Origin of the sequence: Pedobacter sp. UYP1, from assembly GCF_040547305.1 — a bacterium.
Taxonomy (GTDB): domain Bacteria; phylum Bacteroidota; class Bacteroidia; order Sphingobacteriales; family Sphingobacteriaceae; genus Pedobacter.
Window position 1 is genome coordinate 300,140 of record NZ_JBEPPL010000005.1, and the last position, 18,777, is coordinate 318,916.

Below are 18,777 nucleotides of genomic sequence, written 5' to 3' on the forward strand. Positions count from 1 at the left end.
ATGGAAATCAACTTAATACGCAAGAGCGGTTTATTCAATTTTGAAGCCGAAAACTCGGGAGGAAAAACAGTCGAACTGGATGCAAATCCTAAGATAGGTGGGGAAGGCAAAGGTTTCCGGCCTATGGAAATGTTACTGGTTGGCTTAGGCGGATGCAGCGGGATTGATGTGGTGAATGTACTGACCAAACAGAAAGAGCCACTAAATGATATTAAAATCAAAATAAACGCGACGCGTAAGGATGAGGAAGTCCCTCCGATTTTTGAGGTGATTGATATCCATTTTAGTCTTTACGGAAATCTGAATGAACAAAAGGTAGAAAGAGCTTTAGCGCTGACTTTTGACAAATACTGTTCAGTTTCAAATATTTTAGGCCGTTCAGCGACCATCAACTTTTCATACACTATCCATAATTAATATCATGCAAGAAGATAATTTTGAAACCCTGGCCATCCGTTTGCAAACTGAGCGCAGCCAGTATAAAGAACATTCAGTACCCCTTTACTTAACTTCGAGTTATAAGTTTGATGATTCCGAAGAGATGCGGGCATTGTTTGCAAATGAAAAAGAAGGAAATGTTTATAGTCGTTACGCAAATCCTAATACTTCAGAGCTGATTGAAAAGATGGCAGCACTGGAAGGTGCTGAAACGGGCTGGGTAACTGCGACAGGTATGGCCGCTATTTTTACCACTTTTGCTACGTTTCTGAGTGCAGGAGATCATATTCTATCAAGCCGTTCTGTTTTCGGTTCTTCTCACCAGTTGTTGAATGGAATTTTTCCTAAATGGAATATTTCTTATACTTATGCTGATCTGGATAAAAAAGAACAGTGGGAAAATGGTATTCAGCCAAATACTAAAGTGATTTTTGTTGAAACCCCTTCTAACCCTGGAATTGATATTATTGACTTGGAGTGGATTGGTCAGCTGGCTAAAAAACATGATATATTACTGGTCGTTGATAACTGTTTTGCGACTCCTTATTTACAGCAGCCGCTAAAATATGGTGCTGATATTTCTATACACTCTGCTACGAAGTTTATCGATGGCCAGGGACGTACTTTAGGTGGTGTGATTTTAGGTTCTGATAAATTGATCAGGCAAATTGAAGGTTTCGCAAGACATAGCGGGCCGGCAATGTCGCCATTTAACGCATGGATACTCTCTAAAAGTCTAGAAACACTGGCTGTTCGTATGGACAGACACTGTGAAAGTGCTTTAAAAGTCGCTGAGTTTTTAGAAGTGCATCCTAAGGTTAAACAGGTCAGATATCCATTTTTACCATCACACCCGCAATATGATATTGCTAAAAAGCAAATGAAGCTTGGTGGTGGTATTGTAACATTAACGATTAATGGCGGTGTAACAGCAGCAGGTAGCTTTATGGATAAACTGAAAATGTTTTCTATTTCAGCGAATCTTGGCGATACGCGTTCTATTGCTACACATCCGGCAACCAGTACGCATGCAAAACTGACTGAAGAGGAAAGATTGCAGGTGGGTATTGAGCAGGGAACTGTCCGCCTTTCTATCGGGCTGGAACATATCAATGATATTATTGCTGATATTGAGCAGGCATTGAGCTAAAATAATATGGAAATGGTTATCCTCGTTTGGAGGATAACCACTTTTAACCTGTTACTTCTTACCTTTGAATATATTGATGAACTTATCCAGCAGGGTTTGTTTCGATACCGGGATCTCAAATCCTGAGGCTTTTAATTTTCTGCTATACTCTTCTGCTAAAACCTTATTTTCAAAACCAGGTACATCGGTGTAAACTTCGAATAAATTCAGGTTAGCCTCTTCATAACCTAATTCTGCTGCTTTTTTATAACGGTCAATGGCTAGTGGAATATTAACTTTCATTTCTATTCCATCCTGTGCATAGGTACCGAGTTGCCAATGGGCATAACTTTCATTATCGGCAGCTGCCTTTACTAAATAAGACAGTGCCTTAACAGTATCGCCAAGGTGGTTATATAACCAGCCTAATTCGACATTTACGTTTTCACCTTCTCTTTCTGCTATCAAATAATACTTTAAAGCCAGTTCGTAATTTTCATGGGTTCTTGGCATAACGTCATAATAATAGGTTCCGAGTTTAAAAGCTGCTGGCTGATAACCTGCTTCAAATGCCTGTGTATACCAATAGCACATTTGCAACTCATCAGGCGGAATTCCCATACCAGCCGAATAACAAATACCCGTGTTGTACATTCCGACAACAGAACCTGCTTTTGCTGAGCTCAAAAATAATTGAAAGGATGCTTCTTCATTTTTATATTCCGGATAGAGGTCATCCGCATCTTCATAAATAAGAGCGAGATCATTCATAGAATAGGCATGATTCAGTGCTACGGCCTCTTGAAAAAATCTGACAGCTTTTGCTACATCTGCTTTTTTTGCTGTTGCAAGCAATGCTTTTGCCTGGTTATAAAGAGAATCTCCCGGAGGAAGATCTTTATTGATGAAGGCTTGAAGTTGCGTGGCCTGTTCTTCATTGAAATAGTAATAGCCATATTCACTATTCGAATCAATATATTCCTGCAATATTTGCGGGTCGGCATCAGTGATCGTATCTTGATTAATCAAATAAACTTCATGGTCTTTATAAGCATAACAAGAGTCTTCGTGATCATTGCTGCTGATGATAAAATCATAAATAACAGGTGAGTGAGATTTTCCGAATGGATTGATTACACCCCATAAACGATTTTGCTGAACGGCAAGGGTAGTCTGATTTAAGACATTGATCTGGTCGTAGCAGATTTCAGTGATTTGCTGATTAAAATTACCCACTGAAAGATAAATCCCATATTTCTTACCTTCCTTGATTTTGAGAAATGTGCAATATTCATCCTTCGCTTCATCAGGTATTGCCGGATATAAAAGCTGAATCGGTTCGTTTAAAACCAGGTCAAGTTTTTCAATTTTATCATATACGAAATCAAGCAGCAGCTCACCTTTGTAATTTATTAATCCTTGTTTTTTCTGCTTTCTAAGGATGAAAATAGTGTACAGGTTCTCTTTTATCTTGTCATAACCGCTGATCAGCAGTTGCGCCTGATCATTGTATAATGAATTCTCTGTTATGTTTTCGCTTTTGATAAGTTCATAGAGATAGGATTCCTCAGGGATATTGAAGCTGTTCACAAAATGAGGGTCACCTTCAGCTAGCAATACAAAACGGTTAGTAAAGATTAATTTTGTCTCTTTATCTGGAACGGGAGTTGTAAAGGTAGATCCGTAATCATCTGAGGTTATAGATTCTTCATGTTCAAAAGGAATAAGGATTGTGTTTTTTATATCAATTATTCCCCATTTATCATTTAACCTGGCAGTGAAATATCTGCCGTCAGAAAGTATATCTGTCAGATCCTGATATTGAAAATCAACAACGACCAATCCTTTTTTATCAATTAAGCCATACTGCTCTGCTTTGACTACAGCTGCATAATCTCCTTCAAAATCAAAGGCATCGTCAAACTGTGGCTTAATAATCTCCTGACCACTTTTGTTCACATAGCCAGACTGACCGCCTGTGGAAACCACAGCAATATCATCATAGCTAAAATCATAAATGTGCTCATAAACCGGAACAAGTAAGATTTTTCCATCTCCATCCTTTAATCCCTTCAGTCCGTTTTCTTCGAAAATCTTTGCATCTTCGGGTTCAGGATGATCAATCATTGCCCATCCATAATCAAATCCTTCGTAATTTAACAGTGCTTTGAAATCAGTGAAACCCTGGCCGGTGAACTTGGAGAACAAAGAAAGTTTTAACTGCGAGACATCATCAGTATCCATTGCATTGGTAAGAATTGCATTGTTGTACCTGATGTTTTCCAGCCATTCCTGTGCCTGATCGCCATGTGTTTCCTCGCTCATGTTAAATACATCAGAGGCATTGAGCAGGAAGTAAGGCTGGTCTAGGCCATCCAGATAATTAAAAAGATTTTCTTTAGCGAGTTGAAAAGCTTCAATATGAGTAATTAATTCATTCTGATACTTTTCGATGAAATTGTAGAATCTTTTGAAATTTTCTATACCTGCCGCAGCGTGGTAGAAAAGAACGGGACTATCTTCTGGTTCCTCTGGATTAAGACTAAGATGGACATCAAAACTACCGTCCGCAATGATACTACCGTCACTGATTAATAAGGGGTGAAGCAGAATAGAAAGTTCATATCCCCATTCCATCATTTCTATGCTTTGATCAGTATAAGCATCCGGCTCACTGGTGTTATACAAGTATACTCTGTGGGACATAGGTTAAATAATTATTTTTATCTACTTTGGCGAAACTATGAAAATATCAGCTGCTATCGTATTACTTTCATTGATTTTTATCCAGGCAAAAGGACAGTCTATCATCCATCCGCAAGCTAAATTAAAAATTGTTACTCCGTCTATTATTGTACTGGGTAATGTGCAGGACGGAGGATCACCACATATCGGTTGTACGAAGGCATGTTGTAAAGATTTGTTTATTAATCCAGATCCAACCCGTATGGTTTCCTCCTTGGGGGTCATTGATCCGGAAAATAAATTAAACTGGTTATTTGATGCTACTCCAGATTTTACTTTTCAGCTGAAAGCACTTAAAAAAGCCTCAGAATTCAATACAAAGGAAGTCCCTGACGGTATTTTTATTACGCATGCACATATTGGTCATTATACTGGTTTAATGTATCTGGGCAGGGAAGCACTGAACTCTAAAAAAGTACCTGTTTATGCCATGCCAAAAATGAAGTTGTTTTTGGAACATAACGGGCCATGGAGTCAATTAGTTACTTTAAATAACATCAGCATCAAACCTATTCAGAACGGACAGATAAACACGCTGTCTTCCAATATTAAAGTAACAGCTTTTAAAGTCCCGCACCGGGATGAGTTTTCTGAAACGGTAGGTTATCAGATTGAAGGGCCAAACAAAAAAGCACTATTTATCCCGGATATTGACAAATGGTCAAAATGGGACAAAAACATTGTGGATGAAATCAAGAAGGTAGATTATGCATTTATTGACGCTACATTTTACGATGCTACTGAAATGAATAACAGACCTATTACTGAAATTCCGCATCCTTTAGTCGTGGAAAGTATGGAGCTCTTCAAAAATCTGACGTCACAGGAAAAAGATAAAATCTATTTTATTCATTTGAACCATACTAATCCTTTATTGAATCCGGATAGCGGACAGACTAAAACTGTCCTTAAAAGCGGATTCCATATTGCAAGGTATAACGACGTATTTGAATTGTAAAAAGGGTTAACTGATATAATCTCTGTCTTCGTCACTCAAAGCACCTTTTACAGGAGGTGAATTAACGGGAAGAATTTCGTCTTCATTTCTATCGTAAGTACTGATGACAGTTCTTGGACGGCCCGCCCAATAACCCAGCAGGAAACCAGCAAATGTGCATATCCCTACAACCAGTAATTTAGAAATGTCCTTTTTAACAAATATAAAGTCGAATTGTACTGCGTCTGTATTCATCATCAGAAAAATGGTGATTAATACAGTGAGAATGATGATCAGGATGGTTTTAGTACGCATGAGCTTAGAAAGTATAGTTAACAATTAATTCAAAGATAGGGTTATGATGATATTCCTTGTTCACAAACACAAATCTTGTACCTAAATCAACATTTGGCTGATAACGCAGCAGATTCATATTGCCATGTAATTCAAATCCATAAGTTTTAGGCTGTGACAGATTGCTGTCTGTACCCAGATTCTCATAGTGACAGAACACACCGCCTCTTACATTTCTGATATAAGCCAGTGGGCCGAGTTCTGCATCAGGATAAAAAAGCGGGAAACGATAATTGAAAAGTAAAGTGTTTTTAAGCCTGCTTTTCGCCATGATATTGTTGTAACCATAAACGGTATTGATATCGTTATTGTAAGTCCGGATACCAGTAGCTTCCTGGTAATTAAAGTTGGCCAGGAAAGAATGGTTTTTAGCCAGACCGGGGAAATAAAGAAAGCCTGCTACTGCAAATAAATCACCGCTTAACTGTTTATCGAAAGGCTGGCTATAATAAGAGAACCTTACAATCTGAGCCCATTTTGGGGCAATATCCCTTTCGGCAGTTCTGGTGGTATGCGTAAATGTGAAACCTGTTTCTAAGGGGAAACGGATAGCTGTGACAAAATTGGCAGGTAGATTTTGCGTATCATACCTTTGCGTATAACTCGTTCCGGCATTCACCGAAAAATTGTAATTGTGATTTTGTGCACTCAGGTTGATTGGAACAACTGCCTGTAGTTTTACATAATTCTCTCTCCAGTCTCCCTGTTTTGTGCCTGCGCCTGTAGCATAAAAAGTTCTGCGTGGGCGGTTACTGTAGGTCAGGTTGAAAATGGGATACAAACTTTTAAAACTTGCACCGGCGTTATATTCAAAGCGGCCAAGATCGCGCTGATAATTTACCCCTGCATAAGCATCAAAAGTATTCAGCAGATTATTTGAGTTGAACTGTAAGCCTCCTTTATATTCATCTTCGACTACTGGAATTAAGCTGTGCACATTAATCAGATGCCCCAGCTTGTGGTAAGGGATAGAAGTAAAGCTGCTGTCAGGAATGTTATCAAATACATTGCCTGTGTTTTCCTGTTTTTCGGCAGCGGCACCAAAGAAAACGAAATTATCTTTACCTGCGGGCTGCGCTTCAATTTTTGTTTGTGCAATCTCGTAACCAAACAGGTTGTAGTTATTAAATAAGATACTGTCTGTCCCTTTAATAACCGAAGGATTGAAAGCGCCATATTTTGAAGCACTCAGCGCGCTTATTTTTTTGGAATTGACGTCTATGCTGTAAATGTTGTTGATTCCATTGTAATGGGCATTAAAAGCGATGTCTGCACCGATGAATACGGGCCTGCTTAGCTGCTGTGGGGTTTCACTGATTAGTTTAGTAGTTTTACCATCAGCATCCACTGTCCAGAGTGCTTTACCTGCCTCTTTGACACTGATATAAGTGATTACTGTACCGTCATTGTTGAAAGACGGCGTTTGTATTAACAGGTTTTCAGGATTCGCGTACGTCTGGAGGACTTTACCATTAGCTGCATCCATCACGATTAATTGTACTTTATTGCTCAGGTCAATTTGTACGGCAACGATCTTAGACCCATCCGCAGAAAGGGTTGGAGAGAAGATCCTTGATTTGGAACTTAACTTATTCAGTTTTTTAGTCTGCAGGTTATAGGTGCAGATCACGCTGTAACTCCTTTGTTGAAATCTAGGATCGAGCCTGACTTCGTCCCACACGATCAAATTATTCGCATAACTGAACCAGGGCTGTTCTTGCTGACCAATTCCTTGTATCCTATGCTCTTTTTTATCCTGATCAATCAGTACCAAAGCTGCTGCCATGGCTTTACTTTGCTTCAATGTCAGGATTTTTCCGTCTGGCATTTTCACCGGAAGGGAATAGTCTGTTGCAAATTTTGCCTCCTGATTCAATACCGGATAATCTTTAGCAGGGCTAAGCAGGGCTTGTTTTTCCCAATCTGCTTTGACTTTTGCTGAGGTATATTCGTACCACCCTTTACCGTTTTTGCTACTAAATTTTTTAAGACTTTTAGCAAATGGATAAATGCGTACCGGACGATCTTTAATATCAGTTAATACGCTGTCGAAAACAAATTTACCCGCAGCTTGTCTGATTTGAGAAGCCATCAGATAGCCGATCTGATAATAGCCTGGGGTCACATCTTTTTGAGAACCGAAATTAGCTTTACTGTAAGAAAGGTTTTTTCCCTGGAGCAGTGCAGTCCGGTATGGCATGATCCAGTTGGGCTGGCGTCCGCGTCCCACGTTGGTAAGGGACGTTTCATTGGATACCGCATCTCCTTCAAAGAACCATAAAGGGATACTTATACCCATCCATGCAAAGTATACTTGTTCTGGAAATGGGTAAGGCCGGCCATTGGTCAGCTTATCGAACTGGGCTGCGTGGCGCAGTTCGTGAACGGCCAGGTTATTCAACCAGTCCTGACTATCAAATTGTTGAGGTGGGGTGGTGTTGAATTCTGACTTTTTGGGGCCAAGCTGGACGAAGCCATTTGCAATCACGCCCTGGTTTTGAAACACAATCGGAATCGTAGTTTTCCTGACGTTCAGACTGCGGCCTACCTTGGGAAAAATATAACGGATATTATTCGCCATCCGCTGTGCTTCGGATTCCATTTCTACAGGATAAATGATTTGGAAGCCTGAGGTATTAATTTGTCTCCAGTTTACACCTAAAGGGTTCTGTAATCCGCCAAAAATCTGGGCGGTGGCTTTATCTGTGTTAGCTATTGAAATTAGTAGTATGAAGGCGGTGATTATAAATTTATTATTCTTTGTTTTATAGTGCATTATGTTGTTGTACTAAAAGAATTGTGTTTTAGAGTGGTCCTTTTTCCTTGTGCTCAAGATACAGTTATTCCTCACAATTTATAAACAAATTTATCAGCTAAATTTAATGGAGGCGCTGGTAATCCGGGAGGGTAATTAGCTTTTGCTCTGACGTTTCTTGTAGATAGGGTATAAGAATACGGCACCTAAAATCAAGGCAGAACCCATATAAAATCCAGCCGACATCGTCTCTTTGTGTCCAAAGAAAAGAAAGGCTAAAATGATCCCGTAAACAGGTTCAAGATTACTGATAAGTGCAACCCGGAAAGCGGAAAGTGTACGCATTACAGAGACTCCTGCAATATAAGCAAGTGCCGTACAGACCGTTCCTAATATCATCAGGTAAATCCAATCGGATGCACTCAGATTGAAACTCTCCTGCAGCAGGCTATGGTCAAATAAACGGTAAATAGTAATCCAGAAAAAAGCACCGGAAAGCTCATAAAAGCTAATCAGTTTGGCATCGCTCTTTTGTGCGAAATTAGAATTGATAATGGAGAATAAACTTGAAGCTACTGCGGCCGAAAGACCAAAAATAATACCGGCTGTATAATTGGATTCGAAATGAAAGATCAGATAAATCCCAAAAATGATCACTATTCCAATAAAGATATCGCTGATTTGAACTGCAGTCCTTTTGATGATGGGTTCAAGGATGGCAGTAAATAAGGTGAAGGAGGACAGGCACACTAATGTTACTGATACTGTGGACACCTTGATGGCCTGAAAGAAAAGAATCCAGTGAAGGGCTACAATACTGCCCGTAAAGAAAAATTGAAGGAACTCTTTTTTGGTTACCCTGATACTGAATTTGGTAGCTTTAAAATAAATCAGTAAAGTAATGCTGGCAATTAAAACTCTGTACCAGACCATTTCGACCGAACCAACCGAAATCAGCGCACCCAGAATTCCGGTGAATCCCCAGATAAAAACAGTAGCGTGAAGGATCAGCAGATTTCTGTTGATTGCTGAAGGGGAGAGCGGTTTCATTATTTAGGTGCTTTTTTTAACAGGTAAAGGCCCAGTAATCCAAAGAAAATAGTGGGAATCAGGACAGCCAGCAGGGGAGGAATTCCGCCTTTCAGCGAAAACATCTTCGCAAACTGGTTCATAACGATATACAGGAAACTCAGAATAATCCCTATTCCTAAAGGAAGACCAACCCCGCCTCTTACCTTCCGGGAAGATAGAGCGACACCAATCAGTGTTAATACAAAGGCAGATAAGGGTTGTAACCAGCGTTTATACTGCTCGAAAAGTAAATCATTTTCTATACCTGTACCTCTGGTTTTTTCTTTCTTGATCTTATCGGAAAGCTCCTTGTTTGTTAAAATTTCATAAATATTGTCATAAGCAGAGAAATCATCCGGACGCATATCAAGAATCGTATCTTTAGGTTTATCAATGCTTTTAAACATATTTTCTTTCAGTCCGTTGATCGTTCTGATCGAATAATTGGTTAATTTCCAACTGCGTTTTAAGGAATCCCATTTAATCTGATCTGCAATAACCTTTTTGGTCAGTACATCTCCCTTAAAATTGTCCAGCATAAAGCGGTAACCCGTTTTGGTTTTATTCTCAAAACTTTCCATGTAGATGTAAGTATTGTCATCCAGTTTCATGTGAATCTGGAGTTTGCTTGTGGGGTCGTTCTTTTTTACATAAGTGTTTTCGAACGTGTTTTTAAGCTGGTTGGTATAGGGGAGCACATATAAATTGGAGCCGAGATTGGCTGCAAATATGATAAATGCGGAGATGAAATAGGGCTGTAAGAAGCGATTGAAACTTACTCCTCCACTTAAAATCGGGACAATCTCAGTCTGATCGGCCATCTTTGCGGTAAAGAAAATTACTGCAATAAAGTTGATCAGCGGTGAGAGCATATTCACGTAAAACGGAATCGAGCCCGCATAATATTGAGAAAGAACCTGCCAGGCAGACAACTTACTTCTTAAAAAGTCGTCCATCTTTTCTGATAAATCAAAAATTACAATAATGACCACGAAAATACTCAGGGTATAAATGAATGTACCCAGGTATTTCCCAATAATATAACGGTCAATAATTTTAAATCTGCCCTTGAGGATATTCATTTATAATTTATTCCCTAATATAGTCACCATTTTGTTCTTCCAGGCGTAAAACTCGCCGCTGATGATCTTTTCTCTGGCTTCTTTAACTAACCAAAGATAGAAGTGAAGATTATGCAAAGTCGCAATCTGTGCGCCCAACATCTCTTTAGAGTGCATTAAGTGTCTCAGGTATGCTTTTGAATAAACCTGGTCAGCGTATAAATCACTTTCTGCATCAATAGGAGAAAAGTCATCAGCCCATTTTTTGTTGCCAATGTTAATGATCCCGTTCCTGGTGAAAAGCATTCCGTTTCTTGCATTTCTGGTCGGCATTACACAGTCGAACATATCTACTCCTAACGCTATATTTTCTAAAATATTGATCGGAGTACCCACACCCATTAAATAACGAGGTTTATCAGCAGGTAAAATGTCGCAGACTACTTCGGTCATGCCATACATTTCTTCTGCCGGTTCTCCTACCGAAAGACCACCTATCGCATTTCCTTCACGGCCCATTGAGGCAATAAATTCTGCAGATTTCTTTCTCAGATCTTTATAAACAGATCCTTGAACAATAGGGAACAGGGTCTGATCGAAACCATATTTAGGTTCAGTGGTATCAAAACGTGCGCAGCAACGTTTTAACCAGCGGTGCGTCATGTTGATAGAATTCGCTGCGTATTTATAATCACACGGATAAGGCGTACATTCATCAAATGCCATAATAATATCGGCGCCGATGGTCCGTTGAATATCCATTGCATATTCTGGAGTGAAAAGGTGTTTTGAACCATCAATATGAGAACGGAAAGTAACTCCTTCTTCTTTGATTTTGTTTACTTTACTTAAAGAATAAACCTGGTAGCCTCCGCTATCTGTTAAAATAGGGCGGTCCCAGCCTATAAATTTATGCAGTCCACCCGCACCTTCCAGCACGTCAAGTCCTGGCCGCAAGTATAAATGATAAGTATTTCCTAGAATAATCTGTGCATCAATATCATTTTTAAGCTCGCGCTGATGCACGGCTTTTACCGTTCCTGCGGTGCCCACGGGCATAAAAATCGGTGTTTGGATGTCTCCATGAGCAGTAGTAACTGTTCCTGCTCTTGCTTTTGACTGAGGGTCGTTTGCCTGTAAGGTAAATTTCATAAATGTGTGTACGCTTCAAAAAATCTCGGCAAAAGTATGAAAAAACACCCGGTTCTCGATTTTTTTATCAATATATGGCTGCATTACAGATTAAAAATCAGAAATTTGACGCTTGTCAAAAAAACCATTGTGGAATTAACCTTACTAGAGAGTTGCCTGCTGGGTGCCCTCGTTTTTTGTTTTGCCGTTCAGCTGTATTTTAGTTTATTTATACATTTAAAACTGGCCCTTATTAAAGTAGAAGAGCTGCCAGCACAGGCTTCTAAGCCATTGAGTGTAATTATTTGCGCACGTAATGAGGCAGAAAATCTGACCCAGTACTTACCTGCAGTTTTACAACAGAACTACCCGGATTTTGAAGTTATTGTCGTGAACGACCGTTCCTGGGATCAAACCCGCGAAGTATTGAAAGGCTTCGTTGCACAATATAAACATCTGAAAGTAGTAACGGTTGCCGAAGGAGAAAAGTTCATTGCCGGTAAAAAATTCGCAGTGACTATGGGAATTAAGGCAGCTTCCCATGAGTGGCTGGTCTTTACCGATGCAGATTGCGTGCCTGCTTCAGAAAACTGGTTGTCAGGAATGCAGCAGCCCGAAAATGAGGAGACTGCAATTGTACTGGGTTATTCCCCTTATATCCGCAGACGTGGCTTATTGAATAGCCTGATCCGTTTTGAAACCTTCTTTACTGCTGTTAACTATCTTGCATTCGCCATTCAAGGTATGCCTTATATGGGCGTGGGCAGGAATATGGCCTATAAAAAGTCTCTCTTTTTTAAGAATAAAGGTTTTGCAGCACATATGCATATCCCATCTGGGGATGACGATTTGTTCGTGAATGCACATGCCACCCGTCACAATACAGAAATTCGTATGAACCGGAGTACACAGGTGTGGTCTGCGCCGAATACCAGCTTCTCAGCTTACCTGAGACAAAAGAAAAGACATTTTGGTGCAGGTAAATTTTACAAGGCTAAACATAAATTTATTTTATCGGTACAGATCATATTTCAATTTTTGTTCTACGCCCTGTTCGTTGCATTACTGTTTTTTAAACCTGCTAATTACCTGGCCGGCGGTGTTTTTGCATTGAGCCTGATCATTAGAAGTTTTATTTATCCCCGTTTGCTCAAACGCTTGAATTACCCTGATTTGAGATGGTGGTTTCCTATTTTGGATATTCTACTGTTCATTTTCTTAGTGTTTAATGGCATTCTGTCTATATTTGTTAAAAAAGTAAAGTGGAAATAAGTTCAACCCTCATACAAAAGTATTTTAAAGATCTCAGTGCAGATCAGATCAGCAAGTTTGACCAGTTGTTTGATTTATATAGTTTCTGGAATGCGCAGATCAATGTGATCTCCAGGAAGGATATTGAAGAATTATATGAACGCCATATCCTGCATTCTTTGGGAATTGCTAAATTCTGTACCTTCAAACCGGGGGAGAAAGTCCTTGACGTAGGTACTGGTGGTGGTTTTCCTGGTATTCCTTTAGCTATATTATTTCCTGAAACAGAGTTTCACCTGGTAGATTCTATCGGTAAAAAAATTAAGGTTGTAACTGAAGTTGCTGCTGCATTGGGCTTGAAGAATGTGAAAGCATCTCATTTAAGAGCAGAGCAAGTGGATGATAAATACGATTTCGTGGTTTCCAGAGCGGTTACCCGTTTGATAGATTTTTATCCATGGATCAAAGACAAATTCAATAAAAATTCTAAAAATGCTATCGCCAATGGTATTTTGTATTTAAAAGGTGGAGAATTGGAAGAGGAAATTAAAGAGTCCAGATTAAAAGCGGAGTTATATCCTTTAGCTGCTTATTTTGAAGAAGATTTCTTCGAAACTAAGTTCGTTGTTTATATCCCTTGTTAATTAAGGGATAATAAATTACCAGTATCAGTGGGCTAAGTATTAATTTAGCCCATGAGTTTAATCTATCAAATCGCGCTGACCCTCATTAAGAATGTGGGGGCAGTAACCGCTAAACACTTGCTGTCCCATTTCGGTACTCCTGAAGCTATCTTTGCTGCCAGCAAGGTACAATTAGCCGGGGTAGAAGGCTTAAGTATTTCGAAAATCACTGCTATTCTTCAGACCAATGCGCTTAAACTGGCTGCGGAGCAATTGGATTTACTGCAGCAACACCAGATTAAAGTTCTTTTTTACACTGATGAAGACTATCCTCAGCGACTGAAGGAATGTACTGATGCTCCGGTACTTTTATATTATAAAGGGACGGTCAATTTGAATCATCCGAGAATAGTCAGTGTTGTAGGCTCCAGAAATGCCACGCCTTATGGGAAAATGCTTTGTCAGCAGTTGGTGGCTTTATTACAGCATTATGATGTGCTGGTCGTGAGCGGACTGGCTTATGGAATAGATGTGACTGCACACCAGCAAAGTTTAGCGTATGGTATCCCGACTGTGGGCGTATTAGGACATGGGCTGGATCGTATTTATCCTGCTACCCATCATCAAGTTGCAAAAGCCATGCTGCAGCAGGGTGGACTGCTGTCAGAGTATCCTTTAAATACTGCTGCTGAAAAAGGAAACTTTCCGAAGCGAAACAGGATTGTAGCAGGGCTAGCCGATGTTGTGGTGGTGGTAGAGGCTGCAATTAAAGGCGGGGCATTAATTACTGCCGGAATTGCGAATTCTTATCACAGGGAAGTCTATGCTTTTCCTGGCCGTACTACAGATGAATATAGTCAGGGCTGCAATTTTCTGATTAAAACGAACCGGGCAGGAATGATTAACGAGGCCAGAGATCTGGTTTATTATATGGGCTGGGAGGCTGCAGATACGGTAAGCCCTGTCAGAAAGGAGAATCTACCTTCCGGGCTTTCTGGTATAGAGCATGTGCTGATTAACCTTCTTAAAACCGCTCCGCATAGCATAGATGATCTTGGGCTAAAAGCTGATATCCAGCAAGGTAAGCTTGCATTGCATTTGCTGAATTTAGAGATGAAAGGTGTTCTGATTTCTCTTCCGGGAAAGATTTATCAGCTGATTTAACGACTAGTTGGAGCCTGTTTTGCCATATAATAGCTAGGTGAAGGCCGTGTTCTTGAAGTCAATTCAGAATATAATTTTATTAAATCAAAATATTCAAAATATGATTATGAATATTTAATAGAAATAAAATTCTAGGAATCAAGTCGTACTTTTGTAACATGTGGTATAATAATATATTAGAAACTATTGGCAATACACCATTGGTGCGATTGAATAACGTTACGAAAGAAATTCAGGCGACTGTACTGGCTAAGGTGGAAACCACCAATCCGGGTAACTCTATTAAAGACCGTATGGCTTTAAAAATGATAGAAGACGCAGAAAAAAGCGGTAAGCTTAAACCTGGTGGAACAATCATTGAAGGGACTTCCGGCAATACCGGGATGGGCCTTGCTATGGCTGCCATTATCAAAGGATATAAATGTATTTTCACAACTACAGATAAACAATCTAAGGAAAAAGTGGATGCTTTACGCGCTTTTGGTGCAGAAGTAATCGTTTGTCCTACTAACGTAGAGCCAGAAGATCCACGTTCTTATTATTCAGTTTCCTCCCGTTTAGAGCGTGAAGTGCCGAATTCATGGAAGCCAAATCAATATGATAACCTGGCTAACACTGAAGCGCATTATGAGCAGACCGGTCCGGAAATCTGGGCACAGACTGAAGGTAAGATCACACACCTTGTAGTAGGTGTAGGTACTGGCGGTACTATATCCGGTACAGGGAAATACTTGAAAGAACAAAATCCTGATATTAAAGTATGGGGAATTGATACTTATGGATCAGTTTTCAAAAAATACAAAGAGACCGGTATTTTAGATAAGAATGAAATCTATCCTTATATCACTGAAGGAATCGGAGAAGATTTTCTTCCTAAGAATGTGAACTTTGATATCATTGATCTTTTTGAAAAAGTAACAGATAAAGATGCGGCATTGATGACCCGTGATATTGCGCGTAAAGAGGGGATATTTGTAGGTAACTCTGCTGGTTCTGCAATTGCGGGATTATTACAGTTAAAAGATAAGCTGAAACCTGAAGACGTTGTCGTCGTGATTTTTCATGATCATGGTAGCCGTTATATGGGTAAAATGTATAATGAAGACTGGTTAAGAGAACGTGGTTTCCTTACCGATGAAAAGTTAACTGCCAAATCTATTCTGGCTAAGAAAGAGCAGTCTGAGATTGTAACTATTGATTGTGAAAAAACAATCGTGGAAGCTATCAATACGATGAACATGCTGAATATTTCTCAGATTCCGGTTACACAGCAGGGAATGGTTGTTGGTAAATTAGCTGAAGGTGATATCCTGAAAGCATTGTTAGAAAACCCGTCATTGAAATCTGCTCCTGTAAAGGAAATTATGTCTGCTACTTTCCCGTTTGTAGATATGAATACTTCAATTGATAAGATTTCTTCATTAATTAATAAAGAGAACAGTGCGGTACTGGTTGAAGATGAGAACGGCGATTTTGAAATTATTACGCAGTATGATATTATCAATGCAATCTCTGCATAAGTTATCATATTAAAGTTTTATAGCATAGCTTGCCGGGATATCCGGCAAGCTATTTTTGTATACTATTATTGTCTTTTTGCTTTCAATGCAGACTGATAAACCGGGTTGATGTCGATCCTAGGCCCCATAAGCAGCCATATTTTTGTGTCGTGTTCTCTGGATAATTTGTTGGTAACTGTTCCGATAAGTTCAGCTTTAACATAGGCTGGTTTATTTTTTTCTACTGCTCCTTTATCATCTACATAAACAATATATTGATAAGGAATACGCTCTGGGGCCCAAAGAGTAAAACTGCTGCTTAAAGATACTACAGCAGGAAGCTGGTATTTTTTGCCCAAATGGTCTATTGCACCGGCTTCTCCATAGTTTTCTACGAAAATTGTAGTGGACTTGCGTTGCTTCTCCGGGATTTTAGCATAGGCTTTCGCTGTAATGGCAGTCATTTCTTCCCAACCAATCATATCTGCGTAATCTTGCGTGGTTTGGTGTTTTTTTCCATCTTCCCAGTACAGGAAATCATCCATGTGCAGGGATTTGAAATATATAATGGCCCGGTCTATGGGTAAAATAGGGATGAACATAGGCATGAAAGCTGCGTTCGGTAAAAGCACAATAAAGGCAATTACATATTTTAGTGAAGTACTGAGGCGTTGGGTCGTTTGTTCTATAGCGTAGGCACTGAGCGCAAACAAGACCGGATAGATACCAAAAGCATAATAAGGTTTTCCTTTAAAATACAGGAGTAAAGCTAAAAGCAGAAGATAACTGAATCCTACCCATCTGAGTTGCGCCAGGTTTTTATGGAAAAAGAGCAAAAGCAGACCTGGTATCCATAACAATACTGCAGTTCCATTAGAGATTAACTGTGCTTTAATAAATCCTTCTATTGTATTGTGTACCAACTGAGTTTCTGTAAGCTCCTTCATATGCGTGAGTACAGGCCAGTGATGCAGATATTGCCAGATGATATTCGGGAGAAAAATCAGGGATGCAATTAATGCAGCTATATAAAGCTGCTTTTTGAGTAATACTTTTCGCTGTGTGCTGAGTAATAATCCTCCTATAATCGCGATAACTACAAACAGGATTGCATATTTAGTTAATAAACCAAGGCCGATTACAGGCCCCAGGAACAGTAAATATTTGTTTTGCCGGGTGTAACTATACTTAATCAGTAAAAAGTAAGTAAACACCCACCAGAATTGATCAAATACTACGGGCTGTAACAGATAGCCAGTGGCCAGAAATGCAGGTGATAAACATAGGGCCAGGCCGCATAGGGTAACTGCCAAATGCTTACCCCCAATTTCTTTAACGATGAAGCCTGCCGTAAGTATTGTTAAGGCTGCAAAAATTGCGGGGATTATTCTGATAGCGAAAGCACTGTCACCGAAAAAGGTGATGGAGAACCTGGCTACCCATGCTATAAAAGGTGGAACTTCCATATAGCCGCAGGCAGGGTGATTGCCAAGGGCGATGTGCAGAAATTCATCCCGGTGTATCCCATAGTTGTTTAAGCCAGTTAAATGAAGGGAAAGGCTAATCAGGGCAAATAAGAAAATGAGCAGGTTCGTAGTTTGTGGCTGAGAGTTGGGACGCATTAAGTCTGGACTTTTGTAATTGGACAATCAGATATTGATGAAGTTACAAAAAAAATAAAAAATCCCTGCCTGATTATTCAGACAGGGATTCTTCTTGTTATTTTACCTGCTTTATTTTGCACCTCCAAGCCATAACAGCCCGTCAATGATAAATTTGTTCTGAGTTTCACTGCCAAAGGTAGAAGACTTCCCTACGTTAGCCGCGTAATCCATTGCATTGTGACCAAAATTGGCATAGATCATTTTGTAATTTTTATTGGTCCAGATCACCGGATAATAACCGCTATACCAGCTTTGGTTTGGATCAGTACCTAATGGGAAACTGCTGTTATCAATTGAACACAAGATTTTGATATCAGTGTTTTGACGTAAATCTTTTGTCCAGCTGTACCATTCACTTACTGCAGAGGTAAATTTTTGTGGCAGACGTTGTGTAGAAGGGTGGGTTTGATCTTCACATTTCAATATTGCAGTAGTTGGGCCCCAGGTATTGCTTTTAAAGCTGCCCACACCTAAGAACTTGTTGTAATACCAGTCCCACTCAGCCGAATTTGTATTGAATGCGCAAACATGAAAGCCCATCCATGCACCGCCGTTATCCATGTATTGTTTGAATGCTGCTTCCTGAGCTTTAGGTGGATGGTCGTCTAAGAAAAGGATAACCTGGTATTTAGCAAGATTGGCTGCATTCAGTTTACTCCAGTCATTTGTAGAAGTATAAGTGAAATTATTTTGAGCAGCTGTTTTTGGAAACCAGATGTTTGCTTCTTTCACAAAGTTAATATGGGCTGCATCCCATGTGCCATTGTAGAAGGCAATTACATTAAAGCTTTTAGCGGCTTTAGCTGGTAATGCTGTTTGCTGTTTTGAATTCGCCTCGTTCTGATTAGCGATACCAGTAGTACCGGCATCGCTTTTTTTGCAGCCTGAAAAGCTGCAAAACAGCAATACCAGACAAGTTAGTAGTGAATTTTTGTTGTTCATATTTGGTTTAGGT

15 protein-coding genes are annotated in these 18,777 nt (G+C 39.7%); 7 read left to right on the forward strand and 8 right to left on the reverse strand.

Going from position 1 to position 18,777, the window contains the following annotated elements; all coding sequences use genetic code 11:
* Together ABIB30_RS13415 and ABIB30_RS13420 are read left to right on the forward strand one after the other, a co-directional pair.
* Positions 1-417 carry an OsmC family protein gene (locus tag ABIB30_RS13415; RefSeq protein WP_183867482.1) on the forward strand — a complete coding sequence of 139 codons (417 nt, stop codon included), beginning with the start codon at positions 1-3 and terminating at the stop codon, positions 415-417.
* 4 nt (positions 418-421) lie between these two features.
* Positions 422-1,588, forward strand: coding sequence for a trans-sulfuration enzyme family protein (locus tag ABIB30_RS13420; RefSeq protein WP_354302799.1), 1,167 nt, complete (start codon positions 422-424; stop codon positions 1,586-1,588).
* Positions 1,589-1,639: 51 nt separating this feature from the next.
* On the opposite strand, the gene ABIB30_RS13425 is transcribed toward ABIB30_RS13420, so the two are convergent.
* Positions 1,640-4,273, reverse strand: coding sequence for an SEL1-like repeat protein (locus ABIB30_RS13425; protein ID WP_354302801.1), 2,634 nt, complete (start codon positions 4,271-4,273; stop codon positions 1,640-1,642).
* Positions 4,274-4,310: 37 nt separating this feature from the next.
* Between ABIB30_RS13425 and ABIB30_RS13430 the strand changes: the two genes are divergently transcribed.
* Positions 4,311-5,270: an MBL fold metallo-hydrolase gene (locus tag ABIB30_RS13430; protein WP_354302802.1), complete on the forward strand. Its 960-nt coding sequence runs from the start codon at positions 4,311-4,313 to the stop codon at positions 5,268-5,270.
* Between the two features lie 6 nt (positions 5,271-5,276).
* On the opposite strand, the gene ABIB30_RS13435 is transcribed toward ABIB30_RS13430, so the two are convergent.
* The 5 genes from ABIB30_RS13435 to tgt form a co-directional block, all read right to left on the reverse strand.
* On the reverse strand, positions 5,277-5,564 hold the full coding sequence (locus tag ABIB30_RS13435) for a LapA family protein (protein ID WP_354302804.1): 288 nt from the start codon (positions 5,562-5,564) through the stop codon (positions 5,277-5,279).
* A 4-nt stretch (positions 5,565-5,568) separates the two neighbouring features.
* A complete protein-coding gene (locus tag ABIB30_RS13440; RefSeq protein WP_354302806.1) occupies positions 5,569-8,379 on the reverse strand; it encodes a TolB family protein in 2,811 nt (936 codons plus the stop codon).
* A gap of 135 nt (positions 8,380-8,514) precedes the next feature.
* The gene (locus tag ABIB30_RS13445) at positions 8,515-9,408 is read right to left on the reverse strand and encodes a DMT family transporter (RefSeq protein WP_354302808.1); all 894 of its coding nucleotides are present in this window, start codon (positions 9,406-9,408) and stop codon (positions 8,515-8,517) included.
* Positions 9,408-10,511 carry an LptF/LptG family permease gene (locus ABIB30_RS13450; RefSeq protein WP_068402529.1) on the reverse strand — a complete coding sequence of 368 codons (1,104 nt, stop codon included), beginning with the start codon at positions 10,509-10,511 and terminating at the stop codon, positions 9,408-9,410. The genes ABIB30_RS13445 and ABIB30_RS13450 overlap by 1 nt, the downstream gene beginning before the upstream one ends.
* Positions 10,512-11,642: a tRNA guanosine(34) transglycosylase Tgt gene (tgt, locus tag ABIB30_RS13455; protein WP_068402527.1), complete on the reverse strand. Its 1,131-nt coding sequence runs from the start codon at positions 11,640-11,642 to the stop codon at positions 10,512-10,514. It abuts the gene before it with no gap.
* 36 nt (positions 11,643-11,678) lie between these two features.
* On the opposite strand from tgt, the gene ABIB30_RS13460 reads away from it, so the two are divergent.
* The 4 genes from ABIB30_RS13460 (at position 11,679) to ABIB30_RS13475 (ending at position 16,179) form a co-directional block, all read left to right on the forward strand.
* Complete coding sequence (locus ABIB30_RS13460; RefSeq protein WP_354302811.1) at positions 11,679-12,893, forward strand: glycosyltransferase; 1,215 nt, start codon at positions 11,679-11,681, stop codon at positions 12,891-12,893.
* A complete protein-coding gene (gene rsmG, locus ABIB30_RS13465; RefSeq protein ID WP_084359298.1) occupies positions 12,884-13,516 on the forward strand; it encodes a 16S rRNA (guanine(527)-N(7))-methyltransferase RsmG in 633 nt (210 codons plus the stop codon). Before ABIB30_RS13460 ends, rsmG begins: the two co-directional genes overlap by 10 nt.
* Positions 13,517-13,567: 51 nt before the next feature.
* On the forward strand, positions 13,568-14,659 hold the full coding sequence (dprA, locus tag ABIB30_RS13470; protein WP_354302813.1) for a DNA-processing protein DprA: 1,092 nt from the start codon (positions 13,568-13,570) through the stop codon (positions 14,657-14,659).
* Positions 14,660-14,817: 158 nt separating this feature from the next.
* Positions 14,818-16,179 carry a pyridoxal-phosphate dependent enzyme gene (locus tag ABIB30_RS13475; protein ID WP_354302815.1) on the forward strand — a complete coding sequence of 454 codons (1,362 nt, stop codon included), beginning with the start codon at positions 14,818-14,820 and terminating at the stop codon, positions 16,177-16,179.
* 65 nt (positions 16,180-16,244) lie between these two features.
* Here ABIB30_RS13475 and ABIB30_RS13480 read toward each other — a convergent pair whose 3' ends face one another.
* The gene (locus ABIB30_RS13480; protein WP_354302817.1) at positions 16,245-17,780 is read right to left on the reverse strand and encodes a glycosyltransferase family 39 protein; all 1,536 of its coding nucleotides are present in this window, start codon (positions 17,778-17,780) and stop codon (positions 16,245-16,247) included.
* 111 nt (positions 17,781-17,891) lie between these two features.
* On the reverse strand, positions 17,892-18,764 hold the full coding sequence (locus tag ABIB30_RS13485; protein WP_354302818.1) for a ThuA domain-containing protein: 873 nt from the start codon (positions 18,762-18,764) through the stop codon (positions 17,892-17,894).
* Between the last annotated feature and the right edge of the window lie 13 nt (positions 18,765-18,777).